This window comes from Nitrospira sp. Kam-Ns4a, from assembly GCF_965152595.1.
In genome coordinates this window covers 581,428-603,158 of sequence record NZ_OZ224218.1, presented here as the reverse complement: position 1 = coordinate 603,158, position 21,731 = coordinate 581,428, and the positions used below count along the sequence as shown (strand labels likewise).

At 64.9% G+C, this 21,731-nt stretch carries 17 protein-coding genes and 1 pseudogene; 11 read left to right on the top strand and 7 right to left on the bottom strand.

Annotated elements, in window-relative coordinates; all coding sequences use genetic code 11:
* Window positions 1-47: 47 nt before the first annotated feature.
* From ACWHYQ_RS03010 to sucD, 9 genes are all read left to right on the top strand, one after another.
* Window positions 48-1,874 (top strand): citrate/2-methylcitrate synthase, encoded by a 1,827-nt coding sequence (locus ACWHYQ_RS03010; protein ID WP_447974274.1) that lies wholly within the window; start codon window positions 48-50, stop codon window positions 1,872-1,874.
* A gap of 77 nt (window positions 1,875-1,951) precedes the next feature.
* Window positions 1,952-4,198 (top strand): aconitate hydratase, encoded by a 2,247-nt coding sequence (locus ACWHYQ_RS03005; RefSeq protein ID WP_447974273.1) that lies wholly within the window; start codon window positions 1,952-1,954, stop codon window positions 4,196-4,198.
* Between the two features lie 118 nt (window positions 4,199-4,316).
* Window positions 4,317-5,585 (top strand): NADP-dependent isocitrate dehydrogenase, encoded by a 1,269-nt coding sequence (icd, locus tag ACWHYQ_RS03000; RefSeq protein WP_447974272.1) that lies wholly within the window; start codon window positions 4,317-4,319, stop codon window positions 5,583-5,585.
* A 100-nt stretch (window positions 5,586-5,685) separates the two neighbouring features.
* Window positions 5,686-6,405, top strand: a complete 720-nt coding sequence (locus tag ACWHYQ_RS02995) for a 4Fe-4S dicluster domain-containing protein (protein WP_447974271.1) — start codon at window positions 5,686-5,688, stop codon at window positions 6,403-6,405.
* Entirely contained in the window at window positions 6,406-7,986 is a 1,581-nt protein-coding gene (locus ACWHYQ_RS02990) for an FAD-binding protein (RefSeq protein ID WP_447974270.1), read from the top strand.
* Between the two features lie 96 nt (window positions 7,987-8,082).
* A complete protein-coding gene (gene sucC, locus ACWHYQ_RS02985; protein WP_447974269.1) occupies window positions 8,083-9,282 on the top strand; it encodes an ADP-forming succinate--CoA ligase subunit beta in 1,200 nt (399 codons plus the stop codon).
* 128 nt (window positions 9,283-9,410) lie between these two features.
* The gene (locus ACWHYQ_RS02980; protein ID WP_447974268.1) at window positions 9,411-9,743 is read left to right on the top strand and encodes a nucleotidyltransferase domain-containing protein; all 333 of its coding nucleotides are present in this window, start codon (window positions 9,411-9,413) and stop codon (window positions 9,741-9,743) included.
* Window positions 9,721-10,173, top strand: coding sequence for a HEPN domain-containing protein (locus ACWHYQ_RS02975; protein WP_447974267.1), 453 nt, complete (start codon window positions 9,721-9,723; stop codon window positions 10,171-10,173). Before ACWHYQ_RS02980 ends, ACWHYQ_RS02975 begins: the two co-directional genes overlap by 23 nt.
* Window positions 10,174-10,195: 22 nt before the next feature.
* Window positions 10,196-11,068 carry a succinate--CoA ligase subunit alpha gene (sucD, locus tag ACWHYQ_RS02970; protein WP_447974266.1) on the top strand — a complete coding sequence of 291 codons (873 nt, stop codon included), beginning with the start codon at window positions 10,196-10,198 and terminating at the stop codon, window positions 11,066-11,068.
* An 18-nt stretch (window positions 11,069-11,086) separates the two neighbouring features.
* On the opposite strand, the gene ACWHYQ_RS02965 is transcribed toward sucD, so the two are convergent.
* Both ACWHYQ_RS02965 and ACWHYQ_RS02960 read right to left on the bottom strand, forming a co-directional pair.
* Window positions 11,087-12,055, bottom strand: a complete 969-nt coding sequence (locus ACWHYQ_RS02965; protein WP_447974265.1) for a VIT1/CCC1 transporter family protein — start codon at window positions 12,053-12,055, stop codon at window positions 11,087-11,089.
* Between the two features lie 107 nt (window positions 12,056-12,162).
* Window positions 12,163-13,372, bottom strand: a pseudogene (locus tag ACWHYQ_RS02960) (FAD-dependent oxidoreductase).
* 285 nt (window positions 13,373-13,657) lie between these two features.
* On the opposite strand from ACWHYQ_RS02960, the gene ACWHYQ_RS02955 reads away from it, so the two are divergent.
* On the top strand, window positions 13,658-14,413 hold the full coding sequence (locus ACWHYQ_RS02955; protein ID WP_447974264.1) for a Tll0287-like domain-containing protein: 756 nt from the start codon (window positions 13,658-13,660) through the stop codon (window positions 14,411-14,413).
* 233 nt (window positions 14,414-14,646) lie between these two features.
* Here ACWHYQ_RS02955 and ACWHYQ_RS02950 read toward each other — a convergent pair whose 3' ends face one another.
* The 5 genes from ACWHYQ_RS02950 to metK all read right to left on the bottom strand — a co-directional run bounded on the left by ACWHYQ_RS02950 (window position 14,647) and on the right by metK (window position 19,853).
* Window positions 14,647-14,928 carry an OsmC family protein gene (locus ACWHYQ_RS02950; protein ID WP_447974263.1) on the bottom strand — a complete coding sequence of 94 codons (282 nt, stop codon included), beginning with the start codon at window positions 14,926-14,928 and terminating at the stop codon, window positions 14,647-14,649.
* Window positions 14,929-15,440: 512 nt separating this feature from the next.
* Window positions 15,441-15,704, bottom strand: coding sequence for a hypothetical protein (locus ACWHYQ_RS02945; protein ID WP_447974262.1), 264 nt, complete (start codon window positions 15,702-15,704; stop codon window positions 15,441-15,443).
* Window positions 15,655-16,281 (bottom strand): hypothetical protein, encoded by a 627-nt coding sequence (locus tag ACWHYQ_RS02940; RefSeq protein ID WP_447974261.1) that lies wholly within the window; start codon window positions 16,279-16,281, stop codon window positions 15,655-15,657. The genes ACWHYQ_RS02945 and ACWHYQ_RS02940 overlap by 50 nt, the downstream gene beginning before the upstream one ends.
* Before the next feature lie 1,009 nt (window positions 16,282-17,290).
* Window positions 17,291-18,547: an adenosylhomocysteinase gene (gene ahcY / locus ACWHYQ_RS02935; RefSeq protein ID WP_447974260.1), complete on the bottom strand. Its 1,257-nt coding sequence runs from the start codon at window positions 18,545-18,547 to the stop codon at window positions 17,291-17,293.
* Between the two features lie 157 nt (window positions 18,548-18,704).
* Window positions 18,705-19,853, bottom strand: coding sequence for a methionine adenosyltransferase (metK, locus tag ACWHYQ_RS02930; protein ID WP_447974259.1), 1,149 nt, complete (start codon window positions 19,851-19,853; stop codon window positions 18,705-18,707).
* 427 nt (window positions 19,854-20,280) lie between these two features.
* Here metK and resB point away from each other — a divergent pair, with 427 nt between their 5' ends.
* Window positions 20,281-21,714 carry a cytochrome c biogenesis protein ResB gene (resB, locus tag ACWHYQ_RS02925; protein WP_447974258.1) on the top strand — a complete coding sequence of 478 codons (1,434 nt, stop codon included), beginning with the start codon at window positions 20,281-20,283 and terminating at the stop codon, window positions 21,712-21,714.
* Window positions 21,715-21,731: the final 17 nt, after the last annotated feature.

The following is a 21,731-nucleotide window of genomic DNA, read 5'->3' as shown; positions in this document are numbered from 1 at the left end:
GGAATCTTGCTTTGCTGTAAGCTGCTCGCTGTTAGCTGGAGAATCCCATGAGCATCGTGGCGAATAAGGACACGCGGGTGGTCATCCAGGGCGGGGCGGCCGGGCTGAACGCCGCGCGCCGGATGGCGGAGTTCTGTTACATGATCAAGCGGCCGTTGAACGTGGACGCCTTCGTCTATCCTCCGGAGGCGGGGAAGATGAACGAGGTCCCCTACGGGAGCGGGCTGATTACAGTGCCGGTCTATAAGACGGTCGCGGAGGCGACGGCGAACCATCCGCAGATCAACACGAGCCTCGTCTATATCGGGGCGGACCGGGCCTTCCAGGCCGGGATGGAAGCGCTCAACGATCCACGGATCCAGCTCGTCTCCATGATCACGGAGGGTGTGCCGGAGAAAGACGCGAAGCTCCTCGGCCACCACGCGCGCAAGCTTGGGAAGATCTTCAACGGTCCCTCCTCGATCGGCATCATCTCCGCCGGGTCCTGCCGCCTGGGCGTGATCGGCGGCGCCTTCGATAACCTCGTCGCCTGCAAGCTCTACCGGGAAGGCTCCTTCGGCGTCATCACCAAGTCAGGCGGCCTCTCCAACGAGATCATCTGGATCTGCTCTCAGTTCGCCGACGGCATTACGACTGCGATCGGGATCGGTGGCGACGCCTATCCCGGCACGGATTACGTCAGCTACCTGGAGAAGTTCGAGCAGGATCCGCAGACCAAGGCCGTGGTGATCGTCGGTGAGATGGGCGGTGATCTCGAGGAGCGGGCGGCCGAGTGGTATGGGGCGAAGAAGCGGCGGATCAAGCTGCTGGCGGTCGTGTCCGGCTTCTGCCAGGAGAGCCTGCCGAAGGGGATGAAGTTCGGCCACGCCGGCGCCAAGGAAGGCGCGAAGGGCGAGGGCTCGGCGCGCGCCAAGTCGGAGGCGCTCAAGAAGGCGGGCGCGATCGTGCCGGAAACCTTCGGCGCCCTCGGCCCGGCGATCAAGGCGGTGTACGAGGAGCTGGTGAAGACCGGCCAGGTCGTGCCGGTCCCCGAACTGCGGTCCGAGGATCTCCCCAAGCTCCCGAAGACCGTCGAGGAAGGCATGAAGGCCGGCGAGGTCGTCGTCACGCCGCTGATCAAGACCACGATCAGCGACGACCGCGGCGACGAGCCGCTCTACGACGGCTATCCCGCCTCCGAGCTGATCAACAAGGGCTACGACATCCCGCATGTCATCGGGCTGCTCTGGGACAAGCGGCTGATCTCCCGGCAGGAGGCCGAGATCATCCGGCGGATCATCATGCTCTCGGCCGACCACGGGCCCTGCGTGAGCGGGGCGCTCGCCACGATTCTCGCGGCCTGCGCCGGCATCGGCCTGGCCCAGGCGGTGGCGGCGGGGCTGATCATGATCGGGCCCCGGTTCGGCGGGGCGGTCACGGACGCGGGCCGCTGGTTCAAGTACGCGGTGGACAACAAGATGTCGGTCGATGAATTCCTGGCCTTCATGAAGAAGGAGGTCGGGCCCGTCCCCGGCATCGGCCACCGAGTCAAGAGCGTCCGGAATCCGGACAAGCGGGTCAAGGAGCTGGTCGGGTACGTGAAGAGCCTGGGCATCCCGACCCCGCACCTGGACTTCGCGCTCGAGGTCGAGAAGGTCACCTCGGCGAAGAAGGAAAACCTGATCCTAAACGTGGACGGGACGATGGCCGCGGTGCTCGTGGATATCGGGTTCCCGGTGGACAGCTTGAACGGGTTCTTCATCCTGGCGCGGACGATCGGGTTGATCGGGCACTGGGTGGACCAGAAGCGACAGGAGAGCCGCCTGATCCGGCTCTTCGATTACTTGGTCAACTATGCCGCGCCGAAACGGCGGGAGGTCCCGCCGCTGAACTGAAAGAGAGCTGGCAGCCAGCCGCCGATAGCTCGCAGCGACTCGCTACGAGCTGCTGGCTGTAAGCCGAGGGAGAAGCCATGTCGCTCGAATTCGTCAAGAACCTCTACGCAAGGATGCCCGAGGCGGTCGCGAAGGCGCGCAAGCGGTTCGGCCGCCCGCTGACGTTGACCGAGAAGATCCTGGTCGCGCACGCAGATAACTTCGACGCCCAGCACTGGGAGCGAGGCAAGGCCATGCTCGCGCTGCGGCCGGACCGCGTCGCCATGCAGGACGCCACGGCCCAGATGGCCATGCTCCAGTTCATGCAGGCCGGGAGGAAGCAGGTGGCGGTCCCCAGCACGATCCACTGCGACCATCTCATCCGGGCCGAGGTCGGCTCGCAGAAGGACCTCCTGCGCGCGATGGACGAGAACCGGGAGGTCTACAACTTTCTGGCGTCCGCGGCGAAGAAGTACGGGATCGGGTTCTGGAAGCCGGGGGCCGGAATTATTCACCAGGTGGTGCTGGAGAACTATGCGTTCCCCGGCGGGCTCATGATCGGGACCGACTCGCACACGCCGAACGCGGGCGGGCTGGGGATGCTGGCGATCGGCGTCGGCGGGGCGGATGCGGGCGAGGTCATGGCCGGGCTGGCCTGGGAGGTGCTCCACCCCAAGCTGATCGGTGTCCGGCTCACAGGCAAGCTGAGCGGCTGGGCCTCGCCGAAGGACGTGATCCTGTATATCTGCGGCCTCCTCACCGTGAAGGGCGGGACGAACAAGATTCTCGAATACTTCGGCCCCGGTGCCGAAACGATCAGTTGCACCGGCAAGGGGACGATCACCAACATGGGCGCCGAGTTGGGCGCCACCACCTCCATCTTCCCGTTCGACGCCAAGATGGCGGCCTACCTGCGGCTGACCGACCGGGAGGAGCTCGCCGCGCTGGCGGAGGCCCACCACGAGCTGCTGGTCGCCGACCCGGAAGTCTACCAGGCCCCAGAGAAGTACTTCGACCAGCTCGTCGAGATCGATCTCTCGGCGCTGGAGCCACACGTCGTCGGGCCGCACACCCCGGACCTGGCCCGCCCGATCTCAAAGATGGCGGCGGAGGCCAAGGAAAAGGGCTATCCGGTCGAGCTGAAGGCGGCGCTGATCGGGAGCTGCACGAACTCCTCCTATGAGGACATCAGCCGGGCGGCGCACGTCGCGAAGCAGGGCCTCCAAGCCGGCCTCAAGGCCAGGACCGCGTTCCTGGTGACGCCAGGCTCCGAGCGGATCTACCACACGATGAAGCGGGACGGCTTCATGGAGACCTTCGAGCAGATGGGCGCGACCGTGCTCGCCAACGCCTGCGGTCCCTGCATCGGCCAGTGGAAGCGGGCGGACGCGGTGAAGGGGCGCGCCGACTCGATCGTCAGCTCCTTCAACCGGAACTTCCCCGGCCGGAACGACGGGATCAACGAAACGTTGTCGTTCCTCGCCAGCCCGGAGATCGTGACGGCCTACGCCTTTGCCGGCGACCTGACCTTCGACCCGGTCCACGGCACGCTCAAGGGGGCGGACGGGCGGGAGATCAAGTTCCAGCCGCCGGAGGGCGAGGAGCTGCCGGCGCGGGGCTTTGCGAAGGGCGAGGAGGGCTACGTGCCGCCGGCGGAGAACGGGGACGCGATCCAGGTCGAGATCCCCCCGGACAGCGAGCGGCTGCAGCTCCTGCAGCCCTTTCCGCGTTGGGACGGGCAGGACTTCGTCAAGTTGCCGCTCCTGATCAAGACCAAGGGCAAGACGACGACCGACCACATCTCGCCGGCCGGGCCCTGGCTCAAGTATCGTGGGCACCTCGACAAGATCAGCGACAACATGTTCCTGGGTGCGACCAACGCGTTCTTTCCTGAGCTGGGCAAGGGCACCGATGTGCTGACCGGCGAGTCCGGGCTCACGATCGCGCAGATCGCGCGGCGCTACAAGGCCCAGGGGATCGGCTCGGTCGTGGTCGGCGATGAGAACTATGGAGAGGGCAGCAGCCGGGAGCACGCGGCCATGTCGCCGCGGTACCTGGGCGTCAAGGTCGTGCTGGTCCGCAGCTTCGCCCGCATCCACGAGACGAACCTCAAGAAGCAGGGCATCCTGGTGTTGACCTTCGCGGACCCGAAGGATTACGACCAGGTCGAGCAACAGGACCGGGTCAGCGTCGTGGGACTCAAGGACCTGGCGCCCGGCAAGCCCGTGACGGTGATTCTCCACAAGCCGGATGGCCGGGAGGTCCGGATCCAGGCGAATCACAGCATGACCGAGCAGCAGATCGGGTGGTTCAAGGCCGGATCGGCGTTGAATGCCCTGAGTTAGGTAAGAAGACAGACAAGACGGTTCGGGGTCCGGTGCGGGAGGTCGTCTGTGGGGGACCTTGGCATTGGACAGCGGGCTCAGGCCACCACAGACTTCCTTTCAACCAGCGAGGTGAGGAATGGGCTACGTCAAGTTGACACCGCCGACCAAGGGGCAGAAGATCACGATGGGACCGGACGGCAAGCTCCGCGTGCCGGACAATCCGATCGTCCTCTTCATCGAAGGCGACGGGACCGGCCCGGACATCTGGGCCGCCTCGGTGCGTGTCTTCGACGCCGCCGTCGAAAAGGCCTACGGGGGGAAGCGCCGGATCGAGTGGTTCGAGGTCTACGCCGGCGAGAAGTGCAACAAGGTCTACGGCGAGAACACCTGGCTGCACGACGACACGGTCAACGCGTTCAAGGAATATCTGATCGGCATCAAGGGACCGCTCACGACTCCGGTCGGGGGCGGGTTCCGGAGCATCAACGTGGCGTTGCGGCAGATCTTGGACCTGTATGTCTGCCAGCGGCCGGTCAAGTGGTACCCGGGCGTCCCCGCGCCGGTCAAGAAGCCGCAACTCGTGGACATGGTGATCTTCCGCGAGAACTCGGAGGACATCTACGCGGGGATCGAGTGGGAGAAGGGGACCCCGGAGGTCAAGAAGGTCATCGAGTGGCTCCAGAAGGAAATGGGCGTCAAGAAGATCCGGTTTCCCGAGACCTCCGGCATCGGCGTGAAACCCATCAGCGAGGAGGGGACCCACCGGCTCGTGCGGGCGGCGATCAACTGGGCGCTGGCCCACAATCGGAAGAGCGTGACCCTGGTTCACAAGGGCAACATCATGAAGTTCACCGAGGGCGCCTTCCGGAAGTGGGGGTACGAGCTGGCCAAGAAGGAGTTCCCGGATAAGACCGTGTCCTGGGACGACTGCGGCGGGAATCCGCCTCCCGGGAAGCTCCTGATCAAGGACGCGATCGCGGACAACTTCCTGCAACAGATCCTGACGCGGCCGGCGGAGTACGATGTGATCGCCACGATGAACCTGAACGGCGACTACATCTCCGACGCGCTGGCGGCGCAGGTCGGCGGCCTCGGCATCGCGCCGGGTGCCAACATCAACTACGTCACCGGGCATGCCTGCTTCGAGGCCACCCACGGGACGGCGCCGAAGTACGCGGGTCAGGACAAGGTGAACCCCGGTGCGGTGCTGCTCTCGGGCGTCATGATGTTCGAGTACATGGGCTGGGGCGAGGCAGCCCGGCTGATCGAGAAGGGTATGTCGAAGGCCATCGCCAACGGGACGGTCACCTACGACTTTGCCCGGCTTATGCGGGAGGAGGGCCGGACCGACGTCAAAGAGATCAAGTGCTCGGAGTACGGCACGGAGATCATCAAGAACATGTAAGAGCGAGCTGGTAGGCGAGAAGCACGAGGCTAGAGGCTGGGGGGAGAGAACGGCCCTGGACCTCTAGCCCCTCGCCCCTTGCCGCTAGCCCATGAGCAGCATGGCCAGCGAGTCTAACAATCTGCAGGACGTTATTGACCAGGAGGAGGTTCTCCGCCCCCGCATGGTCTCGGTGGAGATCGCCGGCAAGACCTATCACGTGCCGGAGGGCATCACCGTGATCAAGGCCCTCTGGTACACGGGGCACGAGGTGGTCCGCGGGGCCGGCTGCTTAGGCGGCTTCTGCGGGGCCTGCGCTACCTACTACCGGACGAAGGACGATCCGAAGGTCAAGACGTGCCTGGCCTGCCAGACCGCCGTCGAGGACGGGATGTCCTTCTCGATGGTCCCGCCGTTCCCAGCGCGCAAGGCGACCTATCACATGGCGGAGCTGAAGGACCCGAAGCAGGACCTCTTCACGCTCTACCCCGAAGCTCCCCTCTGCCGGAACTGCAACGCCTGCACGGAGGCCTGTCCCCAGGGAATTGACGTCCGGGAGGGAGTCTGGCGCGCCGTGTTCGGGGACTTCAAGGCCGTCTCCGAGATGTTCATGGACTGTGTCATGTGCGGCCTCTGCGCGCCGGTCTGCATCGCGGACATCGCGCCCAACCTCGTGGCGCTTTACGCCAGCCGGGTGCAGGGCGTCTTCTTCACGCCGAAGCCAGAACGCTTGAACGTGCGGATCAAGGAGATCGAGGAGGGCCGGTACGACGAGGAGTGGAAGAAGATCCTGAACATGAGCGAAGAGGAGCTGAAGCAGGCCTGCGCGGAGCTGAAGTGAATGGACATCCACGAACTCCAAAAGATCGTCCACAAGACCCGAGACCAGCGGCGCAGCCAAACCATCCCCAAATACTCGCCCGCCGAACGGGACACGCTCATCAAGAAGTACCATCCGGATTTCCGTGAGTCCGCCTACCGCCGCATCCGGTTCGGTCCCAACAAGGACGAGCTGACCGTGCGCGAGCTGGCCGCGCTGCTCGAGGGCGAAAGCCCTGTGCCCACGGACCTCGACCTGACGCCCCAGTACACCGTGGACGTCCTGGTTGTCGGTGGAGGGGGGGCCGGCTGCGCCGCTGCCCTGCACGCGCACCAATCCGGCGCGAAGGTCCTGCTGGCGACTAAGCTCCGGCTCGGCGACTCCAATACCATCATGGCCCAGGGCGGCATGCAGGTCGCGATCACGAGCGAGGATTCGCCGATCCAGCACTTCCTGGATACGCTCAAGGGCGGGCACATGAAGAACGACCATCACCTCCTGAAGGTCATGGTCGAGGAAGGCCCGTCCGTCGCCAAATGGCTGTTGGAGCTGGGGGTCCTCTTCGATCGCGATCCGGACGGCAACCTGCACGTGAAGAAGGGTGGCGGCAGCACCAAGCCCCGGCTGCTCACCTGCTCCGACTACACCGGCCTCGAGATCATGCGGGTGCTCAAGGACGAGGTGCTGAACCAGAAGATCCAGCTTCTCGAGTTTGCGGCGGCGGTGGAACTGCTGAGCGACGGCCACGGGGCCTGCACGGGCGCGGTCCTCCGCGACCTCGACAACAAGCGCTTCATCGTGGTGGCCGCGAAGGCCGTCATCCTGGCGACCGGCGGGATCGGGCGGCTGCACATCCAGGGCTTCCCGACGAGCAACCACTACGGGGCCACGGGCGACGGGCTCGCTATGGCCTACCGGATAGGTGCGAAGCTCGTCCAGGTGGACACCTTCCAGTACCACCCCACTGGCGCCGCCTATCCCGAACAGCTCGTCGGCGCGCTGGTTACCGAAGGGATCCGATCGGAGGGCGGGCACCTGGTGAACGCGCGGGGGGAGCGGTTCGTCAACGAGCTGGATACGCGCGACGTGGTGTCCTCCTCGATCATCCGCGAATGCGAGGAGGGGCGTGGTATCCGGACCATGTCGGGCCGGATCGGGGTCTGGCTCGATACCCCGTTGCTTGAGGTCGAGCACGGACCCGGGACGCTCGAGAAGCACTTTCCGGCCATGGTCCGCCAGTACAAGCGATACGGCATTGACATCGCCAAGGATCCAGTGCTGGTCTATCCGACCCTGCACTATCAGAACGGCGGCGTCCAGATTGACGTGAACGGCGAGTCGGGTGTCCGGAATCTCTTCGCGGCCGGGGAGACGTCCGGCGGGCTGCACGGCCGCAACCGACTGATGGGGAATTCGCTCCTGGATCTGATGGTCTTCGGCAAGCGCGCAGGGCTCACCGCGGCGGCGCGGGCCGCCTCCATCCCGCAGGGCAAGCTGACCCTCGACCACCTCGCCCGATTCCGGGAAGAGGCCCGGAAACACGGCGTCACGACCGAGGTCGTCTCCCCGATGGTGCTTCCGGCCTACGCGAAAAAGGACTAGCCAGCAGCCAAGGGCGAGCAGCACATAGCCGGCAAGAAAAAGGGTTCCGGAAGCTGCTCGCTATCAGCTATTCGCTACTTGCTCGAAAGGTACCCCATGAATATCCACGAATTCCAGGCCAAGCAGTTGTTCGCGCAGTTCGGTGTGCCGGTGCCGACGGGCAAGGAGGTCAAGACCGCCCTGGCGGCCGAGAAGTGGGCGGCCAAACTGAACGCGCCGGTGTACGTCGTCAAGGCGCAGATCCACGCCGGCGGGCGCGGCAAGGCAGGCGGGGTCAAGCTCACTAAGAACCGGGGGGAAGTCCCCGCGCTAGCTAAGGAGCTGCTGGGCAAGACGCTGGTGACGCACCAGACTGGCCCGAAGGGGCGGAAGGTCCGCTGCGTCCTGATCGAGGAGGGGGTCGGGATCGCCAAGGAGCTGTACCTCAGCCTCCTGATAGACCGCCATTCCGGCTGGCCCGTGTTCATCGCCAGCACGGAGGGCGGGATGGAGATCGAGGAGGTTGCGGCCCGGACCCCGGAGAAGGTCCTCAAGGAGGCCATTGATCCGGCGGTCGGCTACCAGGGCTACAACGGGCGCAACCTGGCCTTCGGGTTGGGCCTGCCCGCCATCGAGCCCGCCGTACTGACCCCCTTCGTCGCTATGCTCGGAAATCTCTACCGCCTGTTCATGGAAAAGAACGCGTCGCTCGTGGAGATCAACCCGCTGGTGATCACCACGGACAAGAAGCTCGTGGCGCTCGACGGGAAGGTTTCCTTCGACGACAACGGGCTGTTCAAGCATCCCGACGTGCAGGCCCTCCGCGACCTGCACGAGGAGGAGCCGCTGGAGATCGAGGCCGGGAAGAACAACCTGAACTACGTCAAGCTGGACGGCAACATCGGCTGCATGGTGAACGGAGCTGGGCTGGCGATGGCGACGATGGACGTGATTAAGCTCGCCGGGAGCGAGCCGGCCAACTTCCTGGATGTGGGCGGCGGCGCGACGAAGGAGACGGTGGCGGCGGGCTTCCGGATCCTGCTTAAGGACCGGAACGTAAAGGGGATCTTCATCAACATCTTCGGCGGGATCGTCCGCTGCGAGCGGATCGCGCACGGCGTGATCGAGGCGGCGAAGGAAGTGAACATCGAGGTGCCGCTGGTCGTGCGGCTGCAAGGCACGAACGCCGAGGAAGGGCGAAAGCTGCTGAAGGAATCGGGCCTGAAGGTGGACGTGGCCGACGATCTGTGGGAGGCGGCCCAGAAGATCGTGGCGATGACGGGGAGAAAACGGGCGCGGGCGGCGGCGACGGCGTAGCTTTGGAGCCTCGGCTGACGAGGGGCGGCCGGCTCCCCAAGAGCAATCCGAGACGGCAGGCCCGGCCCGCCCGCTGTGCCAAAGAGCCCTCGCCTTGCAACGGGTGATGGAGAGGGAACGGGGAGGGGATGTCCAATCCCAGGACAGAGGCGAGGATCGAGGCGCTGGTCGAGGCGCTCAAACGCTATCAACCGGAGCGGGTGTACCTGTTCGGCTCCACGGCGCGGGGAGAGGCGGACGAGCTGAGCGATCTCGACGTGGTGGTGATCAAGCGGACTGCCACGCCCTTTCTGGAACGACTGCGGGAAGTCGTCAAGCTGCTGCCGATCGAGCTTGGCGCCGTGGATGTTTTGGTGTATACACCGGAAGAGTTCACGTCGATGCAGCGGGAGGGAAACGCCTTCGCAGAGTTGATCGTCGAGGAAGGCCGCGTGATTTATGCCGGGCCAACGGGTCGGTGAAGCCAGGCGGTGGTTCCAGCAGGCCAACTACGATTTGAAGGCCGCGGCGTGGAACATTGAAGGCGGGTTCTTCAATACAGCCTGTTTCCTGGCCCAACAGTCTGCCGAGAAGGCGCTCAAGTCGCTTTTGTACTATCACGGCAGTAGGCGAGCCGCCCTCCTGACTCATTCGCTGCTGGAGATGGTGAGGGAGGTCGGGACGCAGGTGCCGGCGGTGGCCGGTCTAGTGGAAGAGGCGCGGGCGCTCGACATCCACTATGTCCCGTCCCGTTACCCGAACGGGCTGCCAAGCGGATATCCTCATCAGTTCTACGGGAAAGTGACCGCGGAACAGGCCGTGAGGGCGGCCGAGGCGATTGTTGCATCGGTTGCCGAACATTATCGAAGCCGTGGCGAGCAGGAGATCCTGGCTGAAGACGCTCAGCACTGAGTGACGCCGAAGGGAGACGGACGTGAGCATTTTAGTGAACAAGGCGACGCGGGTGGTTGTGCAGGGGATCACGGGGAAGGAGGGGTCCTTTCACGCGGCCCAGTGCAAGGCCTATGGCACGCAGGTGGTCGCGGGCGTGACGCCGGGGAAGGCCGGGCAGGAGGTCGAGGGCATCCCGGTCTTCAACACGGTGCGGGACGCTGTGGCCAAGACCGGTTGCGACACCTCGCTGATCTTCGTCCCGCCGGCCTTCGCGGCCGACGCGATCCTCGAGGCCGCCGACGCCGGCATCCGACTCATCGTCTGCATCACCGAGGGCATCCCGGTCAACGACATGGTCCGGGTCAAGCGCGCGCTGCGGGGCCGCGATGTGCGGCTGATCGGGCCGAACTGCCCCGGCATCATCACGGCGGACGAGTGCAAGATCGGCATCATGCCGGGCTTCATCCACAAGAAGGGGCGGGTGGGCGTCATCTCCCGCAGCGGGACGCTGACCTACGAGGCGGTCAACCAGCTCACGACGCTCGGGCTGGGCGAGACGACTTGCATCGGCATCGGCGGGGATCCGATCATCGGGACGGGATACATCGAGCTGCTGGAGCTGTTCGAACAGGACCCCGAGACGCAGGCGGTCGTCATGATCGGCGAGATCGGCGGCGACGCCGAGGATCGCGCGGCGGCGTTCATCAAGGAGCGCATCAGGAAGCCGGTCGTCGGCTTCATCGCCGGGATCACGGCGCCGCCCGGGCGCCGCATGGGCCACGCGGGCGCGATCATCACGGGCGGGAAGGGCACGGCCGTGGAGAAGATGGCGGTGCTGGAAGCGGCCGGCGTCCGCGTGGTCCGGAACCCGGCAGAAATCGGCGCCACGGTCAAGGCCGCGCTGGGCGCCTGAGCCGGCGCCGCGGCCCGGTCAGACCGGGATGCCCCACAGGCTCCTCGCGATGGTTCCGATCGCGTAGGTCACGGCGACGGCGCCGGCGAGAATGGCGAGGTTGATTAGGATGCGCTGCCGGATGTCCATCCCGGCCAGGAAGGCCAGGACGGTCGAGACGAGCGCGACCACGGCGCCGGCGGTCAGGGCCGAGGCCAGCGCGCTCGTCGCCCCGACGAGCACCGGCAGCACCGGAATCATCGCCCCCGCGAAATAACTGGCCCCCACGACGAGGGCCGCGCCGACCGGCCGCTCGATCGGGTCCGCCCCGTCCATGGCCTCTCCCAGGAACTGGCGCTTGTCCGCCTCCGCCTTCCTGACCTCCCGCTCCGAGCCCATCGCCACATAGGCCCCGGCGCCCATGGACAGCGAGCCGGCCACGGCGGTCGTCGCGGCCGCGATCAGGACCGTTGTCGCGTCCCCGAAGGCTCCGAAGAACCCGCTGACCGCGCCCAGGATCTCCACCAGCCCATCGTTGAGCCCGAGAAAGATGTTCCGGATCCGCTCCGGGTTGATCTTCCGCTGCTCGATCCGGGTGACGATCCGATCCTCGTGCTTGAACTCGTCCAACAGGATGGCCTTGACCCCGGCCGCCAAAGGGCTCTCCTGATGGCGCTTCCACAGCGAGAGGTACTTGCGGATCCCGTACACCTCGATCGCCTGCAGCACCAGGTGGATGGCCGGCTCCCCGACAAGCCGGCAGAGGGTCACGAGAAGCCAGAGCTTGATCCGGCGCGGAAGGTCCAGCGCGTTCAGCTTGAGGCTGAAGGCTTCCTGCCAGAACGCCAGGTGCTTGGTCTCGATCTCGATCAGCTCCTCCAGCATGACCTGCACGTCCCCTTGGGAGACGTCTCGCAGGGCTTGATAGAGGGAGAGGTCGAACAGCTCGTCGAGGATCAACGTGCGGGCGAGCCGAGGATCGAGTGGGGAGGACGTGTCGGTCGGCATGATGCGCCCATTGTAGCAGAAGAGCGGTCAGCAAGGACGGCGACGGTCCCTGGTCGGTGCCGAGGAGACAGAAGTCTGGCCTCCGGGCCGCCGCGGACGGCTGCGGGCTAGGTGGAGACGGCCGGCGTCGCGATGTGCTCGGGCCGGACGCCGATGCCGATCAGCCGCGCGGGCAGGCGGCGCAGAACGGGGAAGCGGTTGAACAGCCGGAGCAGCAGCGGGGGCTCCAGGGAGCCGGATCCGCTCAGGACCTGCGCCACGACGCGCTGTTGGATAAGCACCTGCATGGCCTGCACGATACGGGTGGGCAGCAGCCGGCGCCGCTGCACCCGGTGCAGGTGCTCGGTCGTGAGGCGTCCCGCGCGCAGCGGTTCGGCGAGCAGGTTGGCGGCGGCGACCGCGTCCTGGACCGCGAGGTTGACCCCGACGCCGCCGATCGGCGACATCGCATGGGCAGCATCGCCGATGCACAGCAGGCCGGGCCGGTACCACCGGGCCAGCCGGTCCACGCGGACGGTGAGCAGCTTCACGTCGTCCCAGCCACGGATCTCGCTCCTGCGGTCGGCGGCGAAGGGCGCGAGCGTCGCCACGGCCTGGCGGAATGCCTCGATTCCCTGCTTGCGGTTCTCCTCGGCTGAGCCCTTCATGATGATGTACCCGAACTGCCAGTATGTTCCCCGGTTGATCATGATCAAAATCCGCCCGGCGTCGAACCGGCCCATGGTCTCCTCGGGATCACTGGGCTGCCGGGAGATGCGAAACCAGAGCACGTCCATGGGCGCGCCGAGCTCCTGGACGTGGAAGCCGGCCTGCTCCCGGACGAGCGAGTGCCGGCCATCGGCGCCGACGACCAGGTCCGCCCGGATCTCGAGCGGGCCGTCCGCCGTCCTTGCCCGAACCCCGACCACCCCCCTTCCTCCTCGATCAACCCGATCGCCTCGGTGTTCTGCCGGAGGCGGAAGGTGGGATAGCGAGCCCCCTGCGTCGCGAGAAAGTTCAGGAAGTCCCATTGCGGCATGAGCGCGATGAATTTGCACTGCGTCGGCAGGTGGCGGAAGTCTGCCAGGGGGATGGACTGGTGCCGATCTGGACCTTGAGCACGCGCGCCTTCTCATGCGGGAGCTTCAAGAACTCCTCCAGCAGGCCAAGTTCGTGCATCAGCTCGAGCGTGGAAGGGTGGATCGTGTCGCCGCGGAAATCCCGGAGAAAGTCCGCGTGCTTCTCGATCACCACGGCCTCGATGCCGGCGCGAGCCAAGAGCAGTCCCAGCATCATCCCGGCCGGGCCCCCGCCGACGATACAGCAGTGGGTCGTCATCGTGCCCACGGGTACGCCCTCCTGCGCGTGGGGTGACTCTGCTCGACGAGGGGTACAAACGATGGCAATATGCCGCAAGCGGTGGGGCAGGTGTCAAGCCAAAACCCGGCTGCCCCCCAAGTAATCACCGCTCCAGCACTTAGTTTTGGATCTTTAGTGGTAGCTATTCCTACGACAAAATTGTCTGGTGCAAGCGGTTCGGCCCGCCTATACTAATCCTCGGCCTTCCTGGTGACCACAAGGAAATGCCGCTCCAGTCACCCTCAAACTGCAGGGAGGTTCGCCATGAGCTGGCCCAACGTCGTCTTGCTCGCCTTCTGCACTTTCCTCTTGGCAATCGCTCTTGCCCCGGCTCCCGCCGCGGCTAGCCCCGACCTGGTCGAAACCGGCCGCTTGCTGGCCATCCTGCTGGATGCCGGCCGGGTGACGGTCGGCGCCAACCAGCCGCTGATCAACGATGCCAGCAAGGGGGACAAGGGCTTCACGCCCGAGGTCTTCGAGAAACAGTTGATCGAAAAATTCAAGGCCCGGTCCGGCGTGGACCTGGCCAATCTGAAGGCGGCCAAGGTGCCGGAGACAGCGAAGACGCTCCTGCCGGAGTTGGTCGCCGCCTCCAAGAAGACCGTCGCCGACAACCAGGCCAACATCAACCGGAAGGGGGTGGGATTCAAGGGCTTCACCCCGGCGCACTTCGGCACCCAGGCCGCGGCGGCGTTCAGCGCCAAGACGGGCATCTACCTCAAGCAGACCACCACGGACAACCTCTTGCGGAATCCCAAGAACAAGGCCGACGAGTTCGAGGCCGGCCTACTCAAGAAGTTCGCCGATCCCTCCTACCCCCGGCAGGGAGATAAGATTCTCAGCGAGACCGTGGAAGGCGGAAAAGCCGTCCGGGTCCTGCTTCCGCTCTTTTACGGAAAGGGTTGCCTGGGTTGTCATGGGGAGCCGAAGGGCGAGACCGACATCTCCGGCTACAAGAAGGAAGGGGCCAAGGAAGGGGACCTGGGAGGCGCCATCAGCGTCAAGCTCCCGGTCAAGTGAGGGGCTCCGGCCTCGGTTCGGCCGCGCGTGAAGCGCCGCCGAAAGGGCCGCCCCCCCGGCGCGAGGCAGGGGGCGGCCCCCTGCCTTGGATGTGTGGCGTCGGGGCGAGGTGCGCGGCCAATCTTCACGGCTCGCGCGCGAGCCGTGGCGCGTCAAGGCGGTGCGGAGATCCTCGGAGCAACACCGCATGGCGATCCGGGCACGGCGCGGCGGCCCTCACGCCGGCTCGACGGTCACCGCGGTGGCCACCGAGTTCGCGATGAAGCAGCCGTGGTGCGCCTCCTCATGGAGCTTCTGGAGCTGCTCGGCGCGGGCTGGGTCGGCCCGCCGAACACGACCTTCGGGTGCAGGATCACGCGCGTCACGGCCAGCTTGCCCTGCTGGTTCTTCTCCAGGAAGCCCATGGCCTGATCGCTGTGACGATCCACGACGAATTTCCGCTTGGCCGCCACCGCCAGAAACGTCAGCATGTGACAACTGGACAGGGCGGCGACCAGGGCGTCCTCCGGATTCACATGGGTGGGATTCCCGCGATAGGCCGGCGCCGCCGATCCGGCTCGCCTTGCCGATTATCTTGCCGCCGACTTTCGGGTGGGCGATGCGGATGGCCCCCTGCGTGGTGTCTTCCGCGTGGCGCTGCCCGTCGGCAACCACGCTGCGCAGGCCTTTGAGCGGCTGTGTTGACGAGGTACGCCCCGGGGGCTAGGATGACCGGCCAAGAAGGAGGTTCCACGTGAAATGCACGGTCCGTAATCCTGCCGCTCCGCAGCGCGCCCGTGAGCTAGAAGGGCTGGTGGACTCGGGCGCCCATTCAGCCAAATTCCGGGGCGCTTCTCGAACAGATCGGCCTCACTCCGTTCGGCATCCGCCGCATCCACTACGCCGACGGCACTGTCTCGGCCTTGACCCCGCTGAAAGACCCTCATCCCGCTCCTCGCCCGCAGGCGTGATGCTACCCTTCTGATTAAGAAAGACTCCCGATCCCTTTTCTTCCGCTCTCTCGGTCATGGAACACCCTCCTTTCGCCTCACGCGTGCAGTTGGTGACCGGCTGCATGCCGTGGGGCGAGCGGCGGGACCTGATAGCGCTCCCGGACGCGCTCGATCGGCTCCTCCGCGACGGCCCATAAGTCCCATTCCGGCGAGAACAGGTCCACCGTGACCGAAGAGCCTCGCGTCCACGCCACCCAGAACTTCTCCGGGTCTAGCGCGCCGATGGCGGACCCGGCGAACTTGTTGATCTCAATGCCCAGGTACCAACTGAAGATCACCGGCAGGATGTGGCCTTCCATCGGGAGCTTGGGATGCATGCCAGCCGTAAACGTGGAGACGAGGAGCTCTCCCTGCGGCGTCGTGTCGTAGCCGCTGAGCACGTGTGTGGAGTCGTGGGGGCCGGGCGAAGGCCGCGTTGACGCCGCGCGGATCGCCCGGAAACGCGTAGCCGTTCTTCTTGTAGATCTCCCAATAAGCCCGGCCGAACGAGTGCTGCGGCAGCGAGCCCAGAGCCTCATGCCGAGCCACCAGAGCCGGATCAACCCGGTCGCCCTGGTACGGCAGGATGAGCGCCATGACGTCATCTTCGTCCCGCCAGGGTTGATCCCACAAGCTCCTGATGTTCTGCTTGGTCATATCAGCCAAAGCCCAATCCAGCTTGTGACCGATAGCGGCTTCGAGCTGCCTGAGATAGCCCTCACGGATGTCGAGCGTGCCGGCATAGTCCAGCACGATCTCGATCTTGGCCTGATCGAGGACGCCGTCCACGAGCGCCGTGACCGCCATGAAGCGTAAGGCAGCTTCGGCCAGGGATCGCCCGGACAGCGAGGCGGACAATTCCTGAGCGGGAATCGGCTTCAGCTCCTTACCCGCCACTGCGTCTGGCGCACCGAAGACATGGCGAGCGGCGGCCTGGAGCGACCGGCGGCCGGCATCCGTCAGGGGCTTCCTCCCACCAGCCGTAGCCACCCAGCCCATCGCCCGGAGAATCGCCTCTGCCTCAGACGGGCGCGCCGTGACCAACATCGCCTTGCCTTCCCCGGGTCGCCGTTCGCTCGGAACTGCCGGAGCCAAGCCTGCCGCACTCAATTATAGCTTAGGAAAGTGAGAAAAGGGGGGCGGGAGTCTTTACAGCCTCATGCGAAGGATACGTTGAGCATCTTCTCGGGATGGCTACGCCGCGTTCGAGGCGATTGGCCAAGACTCGAAGCGCCAATGCGTGAAGTGAAAACCAGAGCCTGCTCTTTGGTTGCGCCAGAGGCCAGCACGCCAGGTGGCTCAGCCGCTTCAGTAATCTACCGGCCGTCTTCTTCGCGATCAAACTCGCTTCGAAGCTGGGTCTGGCTCATCGGTGCTTACTCTTCCGTTCCTGGACGTATAGCAAGCCCCAACCTGCCACCAATGCAATCCCAATCAGCAGAAACGTCAAGGTCGGGCTATCCATACCCTCTCCCCGGAGGGAGAGGGAGTGCTGTGTGATCCTGGCGAGGCTGGGAGGGAGGGGTCGCGAGGATCGGGCGCTGGCGGGATGAGAGGCTAAGCAGGCTGGAAGGGTGCCGCTGGCCGTTCTACTATTATTCTGATGAGGCGACCGGCCAACAGGGAAAAACGGAGGGCCGGGCTTGCCTCGCGCAATCAGCGAAGGCGAGGAGCGCACGGCGCGATGAATAAAGAGCGCCACGGTTGTGCGCGCCGCCGAGACGGTGAGGCGGCCGGATCTTACCGCGACTTAGCGAGCCGATGCGGCCGGCGAAGCCGGCGGCGGAGGACTGTTCGAAGCTGCATTCGAGCGGAGCTCGAAATGGAGCAAGTTCCGCAGCCGAGCAGAGGCGAGGCTTAGCGCGGTCGAGCCGGAGCTGCTGAGCAGGGCAGCCCCGGCCCTCCGTCACGTCCCCATCTCCCACGAGGCCAGGTACCGCTCCTGCTCTTTCGTCAGCTTATCAATCCGCACACCCATGCCGGCGAGCTTCAGCCGCGCGATCTCCTTGTCGATCGCCGGCGGCACCGGATAGACCTTCTTCTCCAGCTTCTTGTAGTTCTTGACGAGGAACTCCGCCGCCAGCGCCTGGTTCGCAAAGCTCATGTCCATCACGCTCGACGGATGCCCCTCTGCCAGCGCCAGGTTCACGAGCCGCCCCTCGCCGAGCAGGCAGATCCGCTTCCCGTTCTTGAGCGTGAACTCCTCGACGCCCGGCCGGATAGTCCGCCGCTTCCGGGAGAGCTTCTCCAGCGCGGGGATGTCCAGCTCCACGTTGAAGTGGCCCGAGTTCGACACGATCGCGCCGTCCTTCATCGCCGCGAAGTGGTCCCGGCGGATCACCTTCAGGTTGCCGGTCACCGTCACGAAGAAGTCGCCCACCGGCGCTGCCTCCTCCATCGGCATCACCCGGAACCCGTCCATCACGGCTTCGATCGCCTTGACCGGGTCCACCTCGGTGACGATCACGTCGGCCCCCAGCCCCTTCGCGCGCATGGCGACCCCGCGCCCGCACCAGCCGTAGCCGGCCACGACCACGGTCGAGCCGCAGACCAGCCGGTTCGTGCCGCGGATGATCCCGTCCATCGTGGACTGGCCCGTGCCGTAGCGGTTGTCGAACAGGTGCTTGGTGTCCGCGTCGTTCACGGAGATCACCGGGAACTTGAGCACCCCGCGCGCCGCCATGCTCCGCAGCCGAATCACCCCAGTCGTTGTCTCCTCGGTGCCGCCAAGCACATGCTTGAGCAGGTCCTTCCGCTTGGCGTGCAGCGTGGAGACCACGTCCGCGCCGTCGTCCATCGTGACCTGCGGCTGGTGGGCGATGGCCTGCTCGATGTGCCGGTAGTAGGTCTTATTGTCCTCGCCCTTGATGGCGAAGACGGCGATCCCGTCATGCTGGACGAGCGAGGCCGCGACGTCGTCCTGCGTGCTGAGCGGGTTCGAGGCGCAGAGCCGCACCTCGGCACCCCCGGCCTGGAGCGTCTTGACCAGGTTCGCCGTCTCGGTCGTGACGTGCAGACAGGCCGTCACGCGGATGCCGGCCAGGGGCCGCTCTTTCCTGAATCGCTTCCTGATCAGCCGGAGCACGGGCATGCTCATCTCGGCCCATTCGATCTTCAACTTGCCCTGGCCCGCCAGAGCGATGTCTTTCACGTCGTAATCCACTCTTCTCTTCCTCCTCAGCGAATAGCGAATCGATAAGAGCGAGTAGCCAGAGTTTCTCACCAGGTGCACAGCGAAAGAGCGACGAAGGATGGGAGCGAACGGTGGATACCGATTCGGGCTGCTCGCTATTCGCTACTTGCTGCTCGCTCCGGTGTGTCTACAGGCCGGCTTCCTTCCGCAGGATCTTGGCCTTGTCGGTCCGCTCCCAGGTGAACTCCGGCTCGGACCGCCCGAAGTGGCCGTAGGCGGCCGTCTTCCGGTAGATGGGCCGGCGCAGCTTCAGGTGCTCGATGATCCCACGCGGCGTCATCGGGAAATTCTTGCGGACAAGCTTGTCGAGGATTTCCACGTCCACCTTCTCGGTGCCCTTGGTGTCCACGAGGATGGAGACCGGGTCTGGGACGCCGATCGCGTAGGCGAGTTGGACCTCGCACTTATCGCAGAGCCCGGCCGCAACCAGGTTCTTCGCGATGTAGCGGGCCATGTACGAGGCGGAGCGGTCCACCTTGCTCGGGTCCTTCCCGGAGAAGGCTCCGCCGCCGTGGCTGCCGTGGCCGCCGTAGGTGTCCACGATGATCTTCCGGCCGGTCAGGCCGGTGTCGCCCATCGGGCCGCCGGTCACGAACCGGCCGGTCGGGTTGATGTAGTACTTGACGCTGACGGGATCGAAGATGTCCTTGGGCATCACCGGCTTGATCACGTGCTCGATGACGTCCCGCTCGATCTTCTTGCTGGTCACGTCGGGGCTGTGCTGGGTGGAGACCACGATGGTGTCAATCCGGACCGGCTTCCCGTTCCGGTACTCGACCGTCACCTGGGACTTGCCATCTGGCCGGACCCAGGGCAGGAGGTTCTTCTTCCGGACCTCGGCCAGCCGCCGGGTCAGCCGGTGGGCCAGCACGATCGGCATGGGCATCAGCTCCGCCGTCTCGTTGGTGGCGTAGCCGAACATGAGGCCCTGGTCGCCCGCGCCGCCTGAGTCCACGCCAATGGCGATGTCGGGGGACTGCGCATGGATCGAGGTGATGACCGAGCAGGTATGGTAATCGAAGCCCCAGGAGGCGTCGGTGTACCCGACGTCCTTGATGACTTCCCGGATGATGTCTGGGATTTCCACGTAGGCCTTCGTCGAGATCTCGCCGGCCACGAACGCGATGCCGGTTGTCAGGATGGTCTCGCAGGCTACCCGGCAGTGCTTGTCCTTGGCGATGATCGCATCCAGGATGCCGTCGGAGATCTGGTCGGCGATCTTGTCCGGATGACCCTCGGTGACAGACTCGGACGTAAAGAGGTAATTGTTCCTCATCAGGCTCCTCGTTTGTTAGGACCCAGCTTCGCTAGCGGAAGGGAAGTTAGCCACGTCAGTCCTGACGACTGGCATCCGATAAATAAAAGGATAGATGTGGGGCTGCAGGCCTGCGCTGGTTCGGTGTCGGCGCTACTTCTTAACCCAGAAGCCCCAGTTTGTCAACGACTATTCCGGGCTAACCCGGGCCGGGCGTCGTCCGGTCTGCTTGACACCCTTCGGAGGCGGCCTGTAAGATACCTGTTCATCCGCCATAGCGGGGCGGCTTGCCGATCCGAGCCCGAGGCCCGGAAGGGTTTTTTGTGTCATCTTAACCCATGATCCTCGCACTTTCCATTAGTTACGCGAAATTCCCTGGGTTGCGCAGCTCCTACCCCGGAACCGTGTTTCCAACGTCCACCTCTCAACAAGGAGAGGCGGAGGTGTTATGAACGGCAAGCCCCCGGTACTGGCGGAGGGAGAGGCGGCCCGGCGCGCGGCGTCCGGGTTGGGGTGGGCCGAGGTGTCGGCCGAACTGGTCGAGTTCTTCGCCTCGATCAAGCTCGCCATGTTCCTGTTCCTCGTTCTAGCGATGACCGCCACAATCGGGACGGTGATCCAGCAGGGCGAGCGACCCGACGTCTATATCAAGGAATACGGCGAGGAGGCGTACCGCTGGTTTCTCCGCCTGGGGTTCACCGACGTCTATCACACCTGGTGGTTCACCAGCCTGCTGGCGCTGCTCTGCATCAACTCCCTGACCTGTTTCTACAAGCGATTTCCCGCCATCTGGCGCTCGATGATGCAGGACAAGGTGAACGTCGCCCTGCCGTTCATCCAGACCTTGAAGCACACTGCCGCGCTGCATGTGCCCGGCTCCAAGGAGCAGGTGGCCGAGGGGATCGCGCAGGCCCTGGCGGAGAAGGGCTACCGCGTCTTGGCCCGAAACGACCCGCAGGAGACCACGTTGTACGCCACTAAGGGGATCATGGGGCGGGTCGGCGCGCACATGGCCCATCTGAGCGCGACGGTCATCGTGCTGGGTGGGCTCATCGGCAGCTACTGGGGCTTTCAGGAGTTCGGGGTCTGCCTCGAGGGCCAGACCTACCACATTCCCAAGGGCAACTTCGATCTGCGGATCGACAAGTTCTGGATTGACTACTACGACAACGGCGCGGTGAAGTCCTACAACAGCACGCTGACCGTCCTGGATCAGGGCCGGGAAGCGCTGACGAAGACCATCACGGTCAACGATCCGCTGGTCTACAAGGACATCTGGTTCTACCAGTCCAGCTATGGGGACGCCTGGGACCGGATCGAGATGGCTCGGATCAACGTGAAGGACAAGGAGACGGACAAAGTTCTCGCGACGGTGGACCTCGAGTGGCAGAAGGAGAAGCAGGTGGACAACCTGCCGCTCAAGCTGACCTTGACCGATTTTGTGGCAGACTTCAGCTTTAGCTCAGCCGAGAAGAAGGTCTTCTCGAAATCAGTCCAGCACGACAACCCGGCAGTCCGACTTGCGATCCTCGAGCGCGACGCGCTGCACGCGACGCCCTGGATCTTCTATCACTATCCCGACCTCTTCGAGATTCAGGGGTCCCAATATCAGTTCGAGCTGGTCGGCTACCAGCCGAAGAAGTTCACGGGCCTTCAGATCACGAAGGATCCGGGTGTGACCATCGTCTGGATCGGCTCCACCATGATCGTGGTGGGCATCACGCTCTCGTCCTTCATCTACCACCGACGGCTGTGGGCCAAGGTGATTCCCTGGGACGGCGGTGTGACGGTCCACATCGGTGGGAACACGCACAAGAGCCAGATTGATTTTCAGAAGGAGTTCTCAAAGCTGACCGAGCGGATCAAGACGCTGAAGACATGAAAGGTGAACCGTCTCCA